This window comes from Truepera radiovictrix DSM 17093 (assembly GCF_000092425.1).
GTDB classification, from domain to species: Bacteria; Deinococcota; Deinococci; order Deinococcales; family Trueperaceae; genus Truepera; species Truepera radiovictrix.
On record NC_014221.1, the window covers coordinates 1163715 to 1178293 of the forward strand.

Consider the following 14579-nt stretch of genomic DNA (forward strand, 5'->3'; position numbering starts at 1 on the left):
GCGGCTGCCAAGAGGCCTCGAAGGGGGTAGGCCATCCCCTGACTATATCGGCGGCGAGCCGAGCACCGCGTGCAAATCCCCATTTTGGCCTAGCGGGCTGCTATGCTTGGTACCTCTAGGTGATCCAGCCCCGGCCGTCTGTGGGGGGTAGCCATACGGCGTAGCCAAGACGCTTGGCCTTTAGCCTGTGGACCGTTTGGCCGGGGGTTGTCGCCCGTGGCCTGTCGTGGCCCGTGGGCCACGAGTTATGAGCCCCAAGCCGGGGCCAGCATCGGCTAGGCAGCGCATTGGGTCGGCGGAACCCACCCGGCAGTCCTCTCCGTGTAAGCTAAAGCATGTTCTCCCAGACCTTGCTGACGCGTTTCGGCGAGACGCCGGAGGCGGCCAAAGCGGCGCTCGAGCGTGAGCTGACGCGCTTCGAGGCGCTGCTGCCAAAGCTCGAGGGGCGCTGGACGGAGCCCCTTAGAGCGGGCGCCTGGTCGCCCGCCGAAGTCACCGAGCACGTGCTTAAGATTAGCGTCTCGATGAGTAAAACCCTCTACCTCCTGCGGCAGGGGCGCGCCACGCCGCCGGAAGCGCCGCGGACGCCCGGGGTGCTCGTCGAGGGGCGCGCGCAGTCGCCCGAGTTCGGCCTTCCAGGTGAGCCGCAGCCGTGGTCGGCGCTGGCCCCGCGCTGGGCGGCGATGCGCTCGCGGCTTCTAGAGGAGGTCGACGCGACGACCGAGTGGCACGGCCGGAGCTGGTTTCACCCGTACTTCGGCGACCTAAGCGCGCTCGGGTGGGTGCAGGCCGCCGCGCTGCACCTCGCGCACCACCGCAAACAGCTCGAGGCGGTCGCGCGCTAGCGCTTTTCGGGCTCCGCTTCCGACGAGGGGGCGCCGAGCTGTTTGATCTCCTCGATAAAACGCTCTACCGAATCGAAGTCGCGGTAGACGCTCAAAAAGCGGATGTAGGCGACGTCGTCGAGGCTTTTGAGGAAGCGGAGCGCGTGCAGGCCGATCTCCTCGGCGCCCACCTCCGGCGCCTGCAGCGTGTCCTCCAAGGTGTAGGCAAACTCGCGGAGCTGCTTTTCGGTGATCGGGCGTTTGTTGCAGGCGATGCGGAGCTTTTGCAGGAGCTTGTCGGGGTTAAACGCTTCGCGCCGCCCCGAGCGCTTGATCACCATCAGCGCCTCGAACTGCGCGCGCTCGTAGGTGGTGAAGCGGCGCCCACACACCGTACACTCGCGCCGCCGCCGGATCGCCGCGCCCTCGTCCGAAGGGCGCGAGTTGACCACGCGCGTGTCCGCCGAAGAGCAGTAGGGGCAGTTCATCTGAATCTCGCGGGGGGTGCCAGCGGGGGGACAACGCGCGCTGTGTGCGCTGTCGGGCCGGCTGCGCGCTCACCCCTATACCCGCGCCACACGTCACGCCCACCGTGAAAGAGGCTGCCGAGCACGCGCTCTTGGGCGCCCGCAGCGACGGTTCGCGGCGCTGCTGCGGACGCTCTACGCCGCGCGGGGGCGCGTTGTGACGCTCCAGTTGACGCTCCAGCGACGGACCCCGGGTCGCGCCTGCTGGAGCGCTCGTTAAAGGCGGTCGGCGTTGGGGACGCTCTCGTCGAGGTCATCGAACTCATCGTCGCGGAGGTCGCGCTCGAGGTCGTCGTCGAGGTCGTCGAGGAGACCGAAGTGCGCTTCGCCCGCCTCTAGCTCGGCGTAGACGCTCGCCTCGAGGTCATCTTGGCGCACCGTCTCGTCGAGCGCGGCGCGCACCTCGGGCAAGAGCGCCTCGATGTCGTTGGGGGGTGGGGGGAGCGTGACGTAGAGCCGGTGCCCGGAGAGCCCGATGCTCCTAGATCCCAAGTAGAGCACGTTTTCGACCAAGGGCGCGTCGTGCTTGGGGTCCGAAGCCGCGCGCGAGGGGACCGCGACGTTGACGCTCAGGGTGTCGTAACGCGCTTCGAAGCCCGCGGCGAGGCGGGTGATCGCCCCGCGCACGGCGACCATGTGCGGCTCGGTGGCGTTTTTGGGGGGGGCGACGACGACCACCCAGGCGTCGTCCAAAAGCCGCGCGGCCGCTTTAAGGACCAAAAAGGTGCTTTTGAGGTTTTCATCGATGAGCTCGGCGAACTCGTTTTCGCCGAGCTCGCTAAAGCGGGTGTTGGACTCGAACGACGCGACGTGTACGACCCCCGAGAGGTCACCGAAGATCTCGAAAACCTTGTCGAAGGTGTTTTTGACGTCCATCTGTACGGACATGTCGGCTTGGATGGGGATCGCTTGCCCGCCCAACTCTTCGATCTCGGCGGCCGTTTTCGAGGCCAGCGTGACGTTCCTGTCGGCGCACACGACGTCGTAGTCGGCTTGGCCGTAGGCCAGCGCGATGGCTCGGCCAAACCCCTGACCGACGTTGGTAACGAGGACGACGCTGACGCTCATGACGTTTCAGCATACCGGCAGGGGCGCCTAGCGGCAAGGGGGCGGTTTTACCCGCGGTGGCGGGGGGCGCTGCGGGTAGCGGTATGTTATCTTCACCCAAGCGGCGGTTGTGGCTTTGGGAGACCACCCGAGCGGGGGCGCAGGGCGTTACAGGGTGCGCCGGGTGACGCACCGATTACAATAGCGTGATGATTGGCAGCCTGATGATCATAGGGCTGATAGCCAAAAAGCTCATGAACCCGACCGTTAGGGAGACCCGATGGCGCTAGAGAGATGGTTTCGCCGCAAGCGCCCGACGCGCAGCGACGAGGACAACAGCCCGGCAGGGCTGTGGCTAAAGTGTGAGGGGTGCAGCGCGCAGATCTACCGCAAAGACCTCGAGGAGAACCTCTACGTCTGCACCGAGTGCGGGTATCACTACCGGATGCCGGTCGAGGCGCGCGTCGCGATGCTCGCCGACGAGGGGACGTTCGAGAGGTGGTCGGGGGAGATCCGCGCGGGTGACCCCCTGGGGTTCGTCGACACCGAGCCCTACCCCGAGCGGCTCGCGCGCAGCATCGACAAACAAAAGCGTCCCGACGCGATCTTGACGGGGGGCGCGACCCTCGCGGGGACGCCCGTGGCGCTCGCGGTGATGGACTTTTTCTTCGCGGGGGGGTCGATGGGCTCAGTTGTTGGCGAGGAGATCGCCCGCGCCGCCGAGCGGGCCGCCGCCGAGGGGCGCGCGCTCATCTCGGTGGCCGCCTCGGGGGGGGCGCGGATGCAAGAGGGCGCCCTCTCTCTGATGCAGATGGCGAAGACCACGGTGGCGCTAGAGGCGCTTTCCAACGCGCGCCTCCCCTTTATCAGCGTCCTCACCGATCCTACGACGGGCGGTGTCACCGCGAGCTTTGCGACCCTGGGCGACCTCATTATCGCCGAGCCGCAGGCCCTTATCTGCTTCGCGGGGCCGCGTGTGATCCAGCAGACCATCAAGCAGGACCTGCCGCCAGGTTTTCAGCGCGCGGAGTTTTTGCTGCAAAAGGGGATGCTCGACGACGTCGTAAGCCGCACGGCGCTTAAAGCGAAGCTCGCCTTTTATCTCAACATCCTGTTAAGTGGGGCGCAGCCCCGCTCCGAGGAGGCGCGTGCCCTTACCGTTTGAAAAGCCCATCGACGAACTTGCGGCGCGTATTCAGGACATGCGCGCCTACGCGCGGGAACAGGAGATCGACTTAAGCGAGGAGATCGGCCTTTTAGAGGCGCGCCTCGAGCGCCTGCAGGCCGAGATCTTCGAAAACCTGACGCGCTGGCAGCGGGTCCAGGTCGCCCGCGCCCCCGGCCGGCCGACCGGGCTCGACTACATCGAGCACGTCTTCGACGACTTTAGCGAGCTGCACGGCGACCGCGCGCTCGGCGACGACAGCGCGGTGGTCGCGGGCCTGGGCGTCCTCGGGGGGCGGAGCGTGGTGGTCGTCGCGCAGCAAAAGGGTCGCGACACAAAGGAGAACATCGGGCGCAACTTTGGTATGGCGCACCCCGCGGGTTATCGCAAAGCGATCCGCATGTTTAACCTCGCCGACAAGTTCCGGCTCCCCGTGGTGACGCTTATCGACACCCCGGGGGCTTACCCGGGGGTGGCCGCCGAGGAACAGGGCCAAGCGTGGGTGATCGCCGAGAGCATCCAGCGGATGTGCCGCCTCAAGGTGCCGGCTGTGGCGGTGGTGATCGGCGAGGGGGGCTCAGGTGGCGCGCTCGCTATTGGCGTCGCCAACCGCGTGCTCATCCTTGAAAACGCCATCTACTCGGTTATCAGCCCCGAGTCGTGCGCCGCCATCTTGTGGCGCGACGCCGCGCAGGCGCCTAAAGCCGCCGAAGCGCTTAAGCTCACCGCCTACGACCTGCTCGAGCTCGGCATCGTCGACGGGGTGATCAAAGAGCCCATCGGTGGCGCTCACCGCGACCCCAAGACGACGATGAAGTGCGTTGCCGAGAGGCTTAAAGCGGAGCTCGAGGGGCTCGTCGGGTTGTCCGAGGAGGAGCTCGTACGGGGTCGCCACCAGCGCTTTCGGAACTTGGGGTACGTCGAGCCGGTCTAGGCGCCCGAGCACCGTCGACCCCGGTGCACGCCCCCTTCGCTAGCAGCCCTAAGGGGCGCACGCGGTGTCCGCCTGCGCGTTGGCATCCCTCGCACCCCGCGCTAGCCGTCCGCGCGCTGCACCGCCTCGCGGAGCGCGGTGAGGTTGTGCGCGACGCCCCCTTCGCCGCCGAAGACAGCGCTACCGGCGACCAACACGTCGGCACCGGCGTGGTAGGCGCGCGGCGCCGTTTCGTGGTTGATCCCGCCGTCGACCTCTAAAAGACATCCCGGACGCTGCGCGTCGATTATCGCGCGGGCCGCCCTGAGGCGACGCAAACTCCCCTCGATAAAGGTCTGCCCCCCAAACCCGGGGTTGACGCTCATGACGAGGACGAGGTCGACGAGCGCGAGCACCTCGTTAAGCACGGTTAGCGGGGTCGCCGGGTTGAGGGCGACCCCGGCTTGGACGCCGCACTCGCGAATGAGCCCCAACGCCCGGTGCAGGTGCGGGGTCGCTTCGGCGTGGACGGTGATGATGTCAGCGCCCGCCTCGGCGAAAGCGCCGATGTAGCGTTCGGGGGAGCTGATCATCAGGTGCACGTCGAGGGGCAGCGAGGTGACGCGCCGGCACGCCTCAACGATGAGCGGCCCGAGCGAGAGGTTGGGGACGAAGTGGCCGTCCATGACGTCGACGTGGATGAGGTCGGCGCCCCCCGCTTCGGCGGCGCGCAGTTCGTCGCCCAAGCGGGCGAAGTCGGCGGCGAGCAGGGAGGGGGCGAGCTTGAGGGCGCGCGCTACAGGGGGGGGCGCTTGGGTGTCGTTCACGGTGCCAGTATATCCGCCCGCTTTACGCGTCCTCCGCACCGCCCCCGCGGCGCCTGTCCCAGAGGACGTAGGCGACAAAGAGCCCTAAGCTGATCACCGACACCCAGATAAGCCCGCCTCTAAGCTGCTCGAAGTCGCGCCCCAAAAAGGCGATCAGCGCGACCAGCGGCAGCGTCCCGAGGGCAGTCGCAAACGAAAAGCGCCAAAAACCCATCTTGACAAGCCCAGCGACGAAGCTGACGGCGTCCGTCGAGAGGGCAGGGGAGACTCGAGCGGCGACCACCCCCCAGACGCCGTAGCGGGAGACGAAGCCGGCAACTTTCTTCTCCGTGTCGTGGCCGATAAAGCGTTCGACCGTCACCGGTCCGAGCGAACGCCCGATGCCGTAGGCCACCCAGGCCGCGAGGATAAGCCCGCTCCAGGCGACGAGGCCGCCCCAAAACGAGCCGTAGGCGAGGACGGGGACGAGCGTCACCAAAAGCGACGGGATAAAAGCCAGCAGCGTCTGCGCGACCATGAGGCCGTAGATGAGCAGCGCTCCCCAGACGCCGAAGCCGCTAACCCAGTTTTGCAGCGCCTCGCGGTCGCCGCTCGCGACCATCTGGTAGGCTTGATCGATGAGGTTGCGGTAGCCGGGCCAGATGAAGTAGAGGAGCACGAGCACCGCGATGACGCCCACGGGGACCAGCCAGGTCAGGCGGCTCTGCTCACCCCCCTCTCGGCGGGTCGGCTCGGCGTCGCTCCGGTGACGCTCCTGTCGGCGTTGTCGCTGCTCTTGGTCCTTGTTAAAGGTGCGGAGCAAGCGTTCGTGGTCGTTTTGCGATTTCGGTTGCATGGCTCCCCCAAAGGCGCCCGCGCCTCTCGCGCGTCGCGCTAGCACTATAGCCCTTTGATTGCGCCGATAGTAGCGGCCAAGACGCACTGCGCCTTAAGCCGACTGGCCAGCGCCTCACGGCTCGTAGGCTGTAGGGCACCGTAAGGTAGAAGCTTGCGAATAGTTGACCAGACATGTAAGTATTAGAGCGTTTGGTGCTGTCGCGGCTGCGGCGCCTTGAGGGCGCGCCGCGTTAAGCTAGCGAGGTTTGACACCCCGCGTCTAAGTGCTAGGAGGAGAGATGGCGTACGCACACCCCGAGGTTTTGGTTTCGACCGACTGGGTTATGGAGCACAAGGACGACCCCAAGGTGCGGCTTTTGGAGGTCAACGAGGACGTCTTGCTTTATGATACCGGCCACATCCCGGGAGCGCTCAAGATCGACTGGCTCCTCGACCTCTGGGACGACACCATTCGCGAGTTTATCCAACCCGAAGAGCTCGCGCAGCTCTTCGAGCGCCTGGGCATCTCCAACGACACGACGATCGTCCTTTACGGCGACAAGAACAACTGGTGGGCCGCCTACGCCTTCTGGTTCTTTACCTATAGCGGCCACGAGCACCTCAAGCTGATGAACGGTGGGCGCGCGAAGTGGGTCGCCGAAGGCAAACCCATGACGACCGAGGTGCCGCAGGTCGCGCGCGCCTCGTACACCCCGGGTAAGCGCAACCCCGAGCTGCGCGCCTTTAAAGAGGACGTGCTCAAGCACCTTGAAAAGGTCAGAGCGGGCCAGGGCGCGCTGGTCGACGTGCGCAGCCCCGCGGAGTTTCGCGGCGAGGTGACGCACATGCCCGACTACCCGCAAGAGGGTGTTTTGCGCGGCGGCCACATCCCCGGGGCGCAGAGCATCCCCTGGGCGCAGGCGGCGAACGCCGACGGCACCTTTAAGAGCGTCGAGGAGCTGCGCGCGCTCTACGAACCCAAAGGCGTCACCAAGGACAAGGAGATCATCGCCTACTGCCGCATCGCCGAGCGCAGCTCGCACAGCTGGTTCGTCCTCAAGTACCTGCTCGGCTACCCCAACGTCAAAAACTACGACGGCTCTTGGACGGAGTGGGGCAACAGCGTAGGGGTACCGATCGAAAAGGGTGACGCGCAGCCGGCGCAGTAGGGCTGGTAGCAGGTGTCGTCCGGTTGGCTACGCTCTTGCATCAAAACGCGTCGTTAAGGCGAGCCCATGCCGCGGTGATACGTGCGACAGCTTTTGGTGGCGCGGCTGTGAGCGGTGCCAAACGGTAGCTAAAAGGTTGTACCGAGAGGGCTGGGAGCAATCTCAGCCTTTTTGCTCGTCTGGTTAGTTGCTCCCTACCGGACCGACAACCGCACCCGCTGCACCCCATTAAACTCGTACCCCGCCGGGTTCCAGCCCGCGCCCTCTAGCGGCTGCACGTTGCCCGCGCTGTCGCCCGCGCGCACCCACAGCTCGCGCTCGCCCGCTTCCAGGGTCAGGGTCAGCGACCAGGGCCGCCACGCGTAGGGGCTGGCGGCACCCTCCAGTTCGGCGCGCTGCCAGCTCGAGCCGCCGTCGTGGGAGACCTCGACGAACTCGAGCGCGCTGCGCCCGTCCGTCCACGCGACACCCCGCAGGGTCACCGGCCCCGCGCGCAACGTTTCACCGACCAGCGGCTCCCAGAGGAGGCTTTTGACGCCCATGCGCCAGCTCGGGCGGCTGTTCTCCGAGGTGGGCTCGAACGCCTCACCGGGGGCGAGCGGGGTGAGGGGCAGCCGGTAGCGCGCCGTCTGGTAAAAACCGTCCGTCGTTTCGGCGTCCAGGCTGATGTGGGTCAGCCACTTGACGTTGTTGACGCCGAAGTAGCCGGGGACCACGAGGCGCACCGGCCCGCCGTGGAGCGCACTGAGCGGTTCGCCGTTTAGCGTCGTGGCGAGGAGCGCCGTGTCCAAAACGTCCGCTAAAGGCACGCTGCGTTCAAAAGGCGGCAGGTCCGGTTCGTGCGCCTCCCCGGCGCCGCGCGCCGTGAGGTAGCGCGCCCCCTTCGGGATACCCAGCGGGCTAAGCACGTCTGCCAGCCGCACCCCGCCGAAGACCACGTTGGCCACCGCGCCGTCTTGCCACTGCGCGCCGCTGACGGGGCTCGCGCGGCCGTACTGCGCGCGCGAGTTGCCCGCGCACTGAAGCACCATCTCGGTTTCAACCAGGGGGTAGCGCTTTAGCTCGGTGACCTCGAGCGTTACCGAACGCGTCCCGCGGAGCTCGAGCCGCCACGGCCCCGCCGCCGCTGCCGCCGAGAAGCTGCCCGCGAGGTCTTGGTTGTTGCGGACGTAGAGCAGCGCCGTGGGCGTGACGCGGTGTTGGCGCAGCAGCGAAAGGGGGGTTTCGCACTGCAGCGGGGCGCGAACGTGCAGGGTGAGCCAGGGGGTTTTGCCGGCGATGCCTGTAGTAGGCGCAGCCGTGGCTTCGGGTGCGGGTGCCTCGAGCGTCTCTTGTGGGGTTGGCATGGCGTCTCCCAAGGGGGCCACCGGTGTGGTGAGCGTGGCGGCGCTGCCGCTCAGCCTACAGGCGTTGGCGCACATGTCGAGGGTCCAGGGCACATTTTAGGCTACTGACCTGCTAGACTAAACGCGATGATCTCGCTCACGCAAAAGGCGAAGTACGCCCTTAAAGCGCTCGTGTTCCTCGCCAAAGCGTACGGTAAAGGGCCCGTGCTGATCGCTAACATCGCCGAGTCGGAGGGGATCTCCCAGAAGTTTTTGGAGCTCATCTTGCTAGAGCTGAAAAACCACGGCATCTTACAGTCCAAAAAGGGGCGGGGTGGCGGCTACTGGCTCAACCGTCCGCCGGAGGAGATCTATCTAGGCCACGTCATCCGCATCTTCGAGGGGGCCTTGGCGCCCTTGCCCTGCGCCAGCAAGCGCTACTACAGCCGCTGCGAGGAGTGCGCCGACGAGGCGACCTGTGAGGTGAGGGCGGTGATGCTCGAGGTGAAAAAGGCGACGCTCGGTGTGCTCGACACCACCTCGCTCAAAGACACCCTCGCTTACGGTCAACCGGTTCCGCTCCGTTGAGCTGCTGCGGGCATGCCCCTGGTCACCGAGCGCGCGGTAGCTCCCGCGCTGCTACGGGTGTGCCTTCTCACCGTCATTGCACCTCCGCCTTACCCGCGCCGTTTGTCGCCCTGCATCGCGGGCGCGCCGCCCTACCCGAGGGGTGACGGTCGGAGCTGTGTACTTGTGTACTCAACTGTCAAGGTGTAGGCTAGGGCAAACCACGTGTAGGTGGCAACGTGCGCCCGCGCGACGGGTGCGGCAGAGGAGGCTGCTATACAGATGCCCGAAGACCTCGACTTTTTGTGGTTCTGTCAACTCTCCCGTGACGGCGAGTTCGTCGGCACCAAAACGCTCCCGCCGCGAAAGCCGACGCTCGAGTACCTCTCGAGCATTGTCGAGACGGCGGCGGAGGCGGGTTTCTCAAGCCTCCTGACGGCGACCAACTACCACCACGAGTTAGAGACCTGGACGGCCTCGATCGCCACCCTCGCCCGCACCCGCGGCGCGGGCCTCCTCATCGCCGCGCGCCCCGGCATGTTCCACCCCGCCAAGTTCGCCAAAATGGCGGCGACGGCGCAGAACCTCTTCCCGGGGCGGGTGCGCATCAACATCGTCACCGGTTCGTCGCCGGCTGAAAACGTGATGTACGGCGACTTCGCCTCGCACGCGCGGCGCTACGAGCGTACCCGCGAGTTTATGCTGCTCTTGCGCCGGCTCTGGACGGAGACGCCGGTCACGCACAAGACCGACCTCTACCAGATGGAGAACACCGTTTTAGAGCCCAAACCCGTGCAGCCGATCCCGCTCTACTTCGGCGGCGCGAGCGACGCCGCGCAGCGCATCGCCGCCGAACTCGCCGACGTCTACCTCATGTGGGGCGACCGCTACGAGGCCATCGAGGAGCGCCTTCAGCGGATGAAGGCGCTCGAGGCCGAGTACGGCCGCACGCTCCGCTACGGCCTGCGCACCCACGTGATCGTCCGTGAAACGGAGGCCGAAGCGTGGGCGGCGGCCGAGCGCATGATCTCGCGCATCGACCCCGAGGTGCGCCGCGCCTTTCTCGAGTCCTACAAGCACGTCGATTCGGTCGGGCAGCGCCGGCAGATCGAGATGGGGCTCGCGCAAGACCTGCTCGTCGAGCCGAACCTGTGGGCCGGCATCGGGCTCGCGCGTAGCGGCGTCGGCGTCGCGATCGTCGGCGACCCCGAGCAGGTCGCGGCGAAGCTGCGCAGCTATCAGCGTCTGGGGATTGATACGTTTATCCTCTCCAACTACCCCCACCTCGAGGAGGCGCGGCGTTTCGGCGAACTCGTCATGCCGCTCTTTCGCGCTCAGCCCCGCGAAAAAGAGCGGGTCATCCACACGGACAAGGTGGCGCCGGCGGCGTAAGGCCTACGTCGATGACGTCAATAGGGTGCGCGACCGGGCAACGCAGCATCCGCGGGGGTATCCCCGCGGACGTTGCGTTGTAGAAAACCCCGCTGCACCACGAAGCACCCTTTAAGATCGCTTACAATCGAGTTATGAACCGCAGTAACGTTACCCTTCAGCGGCTACGCGAGCTGTACGTGGAGGGTGAAAACGACGTTATTGTGAAGCTCCTGACGGCCAAGCGAACCCTGACCCCACGGGAGAGCGTCTACCTCGTGTCGGCGTTTATCAATATCGATAACGACGCCGCTGCCATTCGCTATATCAACGAGGCGCTGCCTCGAGCCGAGGGGGCGGACAAGGCCGACCTGATCGCCTTAAGCGCTCTTATCGCCTCCGTCAGGGGTGACGAAGACGGTTATTTGCGGCTCTCCAGGGAGGCGGTGGCGGTTCATGCCACGCCGCTCGCGCTGCATCACCTCGGTCTGGCGCTCCCCGATGTGCGCGAAGGCATCCGCATCCTTCAAGGGGCTCTGCGCGCGGCCGAAGAGGCGGCTGACGCCTATGCAGAGGCGCGTAGCGCCTACGCCCTCGCCCTCTCGTACCTGCGCATCGGCAGCTTTCGAGAATCGCTCGGCTGGTCGCACTTCGCCTACACGCGCACCGCGCACCCCGTTTTGAGGCTCGTGGTCCTCAACCTGCGCGCTTACACAAAAATTCTCGTCGAGTCTACAGAGGGGCTCGAGGCGCTCCTCAAGGGGACGCTCGACGCGACGGAAAAGACCGCCTACGCCTTTCAGCGAAGGCAGACCCTGACGACGCTCGCCGACCTCTACCAAGCACAAGGGCGTTACAAAGAGGCACTTGCGCTCTACGAAACCGCGCTAGAGCAGGCGCCGCGCCACCTCTGGGCGATGCTCACTTACGGATGCGTCAAAGCGCTCCGTGCGCTCGGCCGCCAAAGAGAGGCCGAGGAGCTTGCTGAGACAGCCGTCTCGGTGACCCGAAACTTAGCTTTGTACTACCAAGACTACGCTATGTTGGTGTTGGGCGTGTCGCGCTGGCCCTCTGAGGCGGGCGTTCGCTTGTTGGATGAGGTGTATCCGAGGTTGAGTGACATCGTGCTCACGTCCGAGGCGACGTTCTATCTCGCGGCAGCGGAACAGCTGGGCATGAAGCTGCAAAGAAGCTATGTCGCGCTGGCGCGAGAGCTGCGGCGGCCCCTCACCACGACGGGGTTGCGGCTCCTCGCGGGAGAGGCCCTGCCTTACCTCGAGCCGCTATTTGTGGAGGAGCATGCGCTGCGCGTGCACGTTTTAGGTACCTTGGAGGTCTACCAGCGGGGCAACTTCGTGCGGGTGCGGCAGCGCACCGCAGAGCTGCTCGCACTCCTCCTGCAAGAACCGCGGGGCTACACCGCCGAGGCGCTCAGCGAAGCGCTCTACGGCACCCTGCAGCTCTCGGCGCTGAGAGTCGAGCTGCACCGCCTCCGCAAAGACCTCGGGCTGACGGTTCACACCCAACCCTACCGCTTGGGGACGCCGTTGTGGGCGGACGTACTCGAGGTCGGCCAAGCCCTTAATGAGGGGCGCGTCAAAGACGCCGTCGCCCTCTACCGCGGTCCGCTGTTGCCCACTTCGACCTCTCCGGGGATTACCGAGCTGCGCCGCGGGCTCGAGGCCGAACTCCAGGGGGCGGTGCTCGCCGCGGAGGACGTAGAGCTGTTGTGGTCGCTCGCGCAGATCATGCCCTACGACCTCGAGCTGTGGGAGGCGCTCAGGGAGAGGCTCCCCAAAAACGACCCTCGCCGCAAGGTGGCGGCGGGTAGAAGCACGCGCGTTCGGCACGAGCTCGAGCTTTGACTCACCTCAGCAGGGCGTCTTGAATAGGGTTTGGGCACGCGACTCTTCCCGAACCTTTGACCGTCCCGTTGGCCAAGGCGCCAGCACTGCTGACGACGAGAAAGAGCACCACGGCCCACCGTCGCACATTCCGCATCCCCACATCCTCCCTGCTTTGCAGCGTATGAGGACCACGTTACCCGCGCGTTACCTCGGCGTTACCTGCGCGTTACTGGTCTGATCCTGCCCCTCGGGTAAGGGGGAGGTAATCGGGGGGCGCTAAGGTGGCGGTGGCTTGACAAGCCTAGTGGGGGTAAAGAGTAGACTTCTCGGTTCGGCTGCTCTGATTCGACCTCACCGCACAGATCATACTCTCTCAGAGGAGGCTATTTTGGATTATTTAAATTAAGTAGTTTTTTCGTGCAGCTCTCCTAACCATAGGCGCTTGTGAAATAAGCTGGAAAGAGAGGCGAAGAAATGCGGTTGAAGTGGGAGTCACTTGCGAGAGCGGTTTTTTGGACTATTGGAGTGCTGGTTCTGAATGCGTGTAGTAGCGGAATTCAACAAGATCCACCTGCCGGCGAACCGGGCCTTGAACTCTCAACTCAGGCAGCTACTTCTCATAACGTCCCCAACTCGGCAAGCGACGCAGAAGAATGGAACGGCGTGACCTACACTATGAGCCCTGTTTTGGAACTTGGTTACAAGGACCAGTCAACTGGGCTTGCACAGACGACGGGGGTGCGTTTTAGTGGAGTCAGCATACCGCGAGGGGCCACGATAACCTCTGCTTACATCGACTTCACAGCCGTAACTAGCCAGTCAGATGCGACCTCGCTGCGGATCCATGGCCAAAATGTCGGTAGCGGCGGACCGTTTGTGGAGGGTGCGAGTAACGGCGTCACGGGACGCGTGAAGACCTCCAACAGTGTCACCTGGTCACCGGAGCCCTGGACTGGTGGTTTCAAGTACTCTACCCCAAACCTTGCCCCCATAGTCAGAGAAATCACTAGCCGGTCAGACTGGGTTCAAGGGGCAGCGATGGTCTTCATCATTAAAGGTACGGGGCAGCGCAAAGCTCACGCGTTTGATGCTGGCAACAACTTGCAGCCTGTGTTAAGAGTGACTTACCAAACCTCATTGCGCACCTGTTTGCCAAGTAAACCAACTGAAGTGCTGAGCGGAGTGTACAATTCTAGCCTCAAACGTACGGGTAATGGCGAGACTGCCTTAAGCATCAATGCGGTCAGTGCTAAAATTGCTCCTGTATTTACAGAGCTTGGCCCTTTAGCAAGGTTGCGGTACTACAAATCGCTTTGCTTGAGCGGCGGGGTCTATACGCTTAATGAGGCGGCGGATCCTGAAGTCAAAGGAGATGACTCAAGCTGGGAAAAAGTCTTTCACCGAGGCACTGTGGGCGTGGAGTTCTGGGATTCACCGAGCACCGTGATCGAGCAGGTCGCAATAGAACTGTCTGGTGATGGCATCTCGCCACGAGGTTACAAAAACCATAACTGGTTGATTCGAGACTCTTACATTAGACACGCGGGCGATGATGGTGTTGAGAACGATTGGATGACGTCCGGAACCATCGACGGCGTACTTATTGATTGGGCCTATACAGGCATTTCCTGTAGAGCTGGTGAGAGCCAAAGGAACGACTTGTCCAGTATCACCCCCGGTACGATAACGATCAAAAATAGCCTCATCCGCCTTAGGAAACAGAAGTGGGGTTACAATAACGCAACTAATTTGCACAATCATTTGTTCAAGTGGGAACAGGATCAACCGGATAAAGGCTACGTCGCCAAGAAGGGGTGTAAGTTAAGGCTCATAAACAACGTGTTTATGGTCGACCAGAATGCGGGTTATTTGGATCCAGCTCAAAATCCCAAAGTCAACTATGGGCAGGTGCTCGTCGAAAGTAGCAACAACATCCTGATTTGGAGTGGACCAGAAAGCGCTTTGCCGAATAGTTATAAACAAGCCAATCTACCGTCGGGTTTTACGCTCAAAATGGGATCTGAAGGCGCAAGCATTTGGAACACGCGTCGTAACCAGTGGTTTGATTACTACAAGCAGTTCGGCCTCTTCCAGAATTACAGAACGTTTCAAAAGCTCTATTAGTGACCACACAAGAAGACCCCCCTGGCAGGTTTATGCTGCCAGGGGTCTTTGAGTTTA

Annotated in this window: 13 protein-coding genes; 8 read left to right on the top strand and 5 right to left on the bottom strand. The window is 64.0% G+C overall.

The annotated features are described in order from the left end of the window. The first annotated feature begins 335 nt into the window (after window positions 1-335). Complete coding sequence (locus TRAD_RS05400) at window positions 336-845, top strand: DinB family protein (RefSeq protein WP_013177581.1); 510 nt, start codon at window positions 336-338, stop codon at window positions 843-845. Here TRAD_RS05400 and nrdR read toward each other — a convergent pair. Both nrdR and TRAD_RS05410 read right to left on the bottom strand, forming a co-directional pair. Further along, the gene (nrdR, locus tag TRAD_RS05405; protein WP_013177582.1) at window positions 842-1312 is read right to left on the bottom strand and encodes a transcriptional regulator NrdR; all 471 of its coding nucleotides are present in this window, start codon (window positions 1310-1312) and stop codon (window positions 842-844) included. The genes TRAD_RS05400 and nrdR overlap by 4 nt on opposite strands. A 255-nt stretch (window positions 1313-1567) precedes the next feature. Next, entirely contained in the window at window positions 1568-2419 is an 852-nt protein-coding gene (locus tag TRAD_RS05410; RefSeq protein WP_013177583.1) for an SDR family NAD(P)-dependent oxidoreductase, read from the bottom strand. Between the two features lie 259 nt (window positions 2420-2678). On the opposite strand from TRAD_RS05410, the gene accD reads away from it, so the two are divergent. After that, on the top strand, window positions 2679-3563 hold the full coding sequence (gene accD / locus TRAD_RS05415; protein WP_013177584.1) for an acetyl-CoA carboxylase, carboxyltransferase subunit beta: 885 nt from the start codon (window positions 2679-2681) through the stop codon (window positions 3561-3563). After that, window positions 3547-4497: an acetyl-CoA carboxylase carboxyltransferase subunit alpha gene (locus tag TRAD_RS05420; protein WP_013177585.1), complete on the top strand. Its 951-nt coding sequence runs from the start codon at window positions 3547-3549 to the stop codon at window positions 4495-4497. Before accD ends, TRAD_RS05420 begins: the two co-directional genes overlap by 17 nt. Before the next feature lie 101 nt (window positions 4498-4598). On the opposite strand, the gene rpe is transcribed toward TRAD_RS05420, so the two are convergent. Together rpe and TRAD_RS05430 are read right to left on the bottom strand one after the other, a co-directional pair. Then, window positions 4599-5303: a ribulose-phosphate 3-epimerase gene (gene rpe / locus TRAD_RS05425; RefSeq protein WP_013177586.1), complete on the bottom strand. Its 705-nt coding sequence runs from the start codon at window positions 5301-5303 to the stop codon at window positions 4599-4601. A 22-nt stretch (window positions 5304-5325) separates the two neighbouring features. After that, window positions 5326-6138, bottom strand: coding sequence for a TVP38/TMEM64 family protein (locus TRAD_RS05430; protein ID WP_013177587.1), 813 nt, complete (start codon window positions 6136-6138; stop codon window positions 5326-5328). Window positions 6139-6418: 280 nt separating this feature from the next. On the opposite strand from TRAD_RS05430, the gene TRAD_RS05435 reads away from it, so the two are divergent. Next, a complete protein-coding gene (locus TRAD_RS05435) occupies window positions 6419-7288 on the top strand; it encodes a sulfurtransferase (protein WP_013177588.1) in 870 nt (289 codons plus the stop codon). Between the two features lie 194 nt (window positions 7289-7482). Here TRAD_RS05435 and TRAD_RS05440 read toward each other — a convergent pair whose 3' ends face one another. After that, the gene (locus TRAD_RS05440; protein ID WP_013177589.1) at window positions 7483-8727 is read right to left on the bottom strand and encodes a sulfite oxidase; all 1245 of its coding nucleotides are present in this window, start codon (window positions 8725-8727) and stop codon (window positions 7483-7485) included. 33 nt (window positions 8728-8760) lie between these two features. Here TRAD_RS05440 and TRAD_RS05445 point away from each other — a divergent pair, with 33 nt between their 5' ends. From TRAD_RS05445 to TRAD_RS15980, 4 genes are all read left to right on the top strand, one after another. Further along, the gene (locus TRAD_RS05445) at window positions 8761-9201 is read left to right on the top strand and encodes an RrF2 family transcriptional regulator (protein WP_013177590.1); all 441 of its coding nucleotides are present in this window, start codon (window positions 8761-8763) and stop codon (window positions 9199-9201) included. A gap of 261 nt (window positions 9202-9462) precedes the next feature. Beyond that, window positions 9463-10572 (top strand): LLM class flavin-dependent oxidoreductase, encoded by a 1110-nt coding sequence (locus tag TRAD_RS05450; RefSeq protein WP_013177591.1) that lies wholly within the window; start codon window positions 9463-9465, stop codon window positions 10570-10572. A gap of 134 nt (window positions 10573-10706) precedes the next feature. Further along, window positions 10707-12416 (top strand): tetratricopeptide repeat protein, encoded by a 1710-nt coding sequence (locus TRAD_RS05455; RefSeq protein ID WP_013177592.1) that lies wholly within the window; start codon window positions 10707-10709, stop codon window positions 12414-12416. Window positions 12417-12923: 507 nt separating this feature from the next. After that, window positions 12924-14522, top strand: a complete 1599-nt coding sequence (locus TRAD_RS15980; RefSeq protein WP_185095202.1) for a hypothetical protein — start codon at window positions 12924-12926, stop codon at window positions 14520-14522. Window positions 14523-14579: the final 57 nt, after the last annotated feature.

Bases quoted from the DNA above. Each gene is read 5' to 3' on its own strand.
- TRAD_RS05400 (WP_013177581.1), top strand. From the start codon at position 336: ATGTTCTCCCAGACCTTGCTGACGCGTTTCGGCGAGACGCCGGAGGCG.
- TRAD_RS05410 (WP_013177583.1), bottom strand. From the start codon at position 2,419: ATGAGCGTCAGCGTCGTCCTCGTTACCAACGTCGGTCAGGGGTTTGGC.
- nrdR (WP_013177582.1), bottom strand. From the start codon at position 1,312: ATGAACTGCCCCTACTGCTCTTCGGCGGACACGCGCGTGGTCAACTCG.
- accD (WP_013177584.1), top strand. From the start codon at position 2,679: ATGGCGCTAGAGAGATGGTTTCGCCGCAAGCGCCCGACGCGCAGCGAC.
- TRAD_RS05430 (WP_013177587.1), bottom strand. From the start codon at position 6,138: ATGCAACCGAAATCGCAAAACGACCACGAACGCTTGCTCCGCACCTTT.
- TRAD_RS05455 (WP_013177592.1), top strand. From the start codon at position 10,707: ATGAACCGCAGTAACGTTACCCTTCAGCGGCTACGCGAGCTGTACGTG.
- TRAD_RS05435 (WP_013177588.1), top strand. From the start codon at position 6,419: ATGGCGTACGCACACCCCGAGGTTTTGGTTTCGACCGACTGGGTTATG.
- TRAD_RS05445 (WP_013177590.1), top strand. From the start codon at position 8,761: ATGATCTCGCTCACGCAAAAGGCGAAGTACGCCCTTAAAGCGCTCGTG.
- TRAD_RS05450 (WP_013177591.1), top strand. From the start codon at position 9,463: ATGCCCGAAGACCTCGACTTTTTGTGGTTCTGTCAACTCTCCCGTGAC.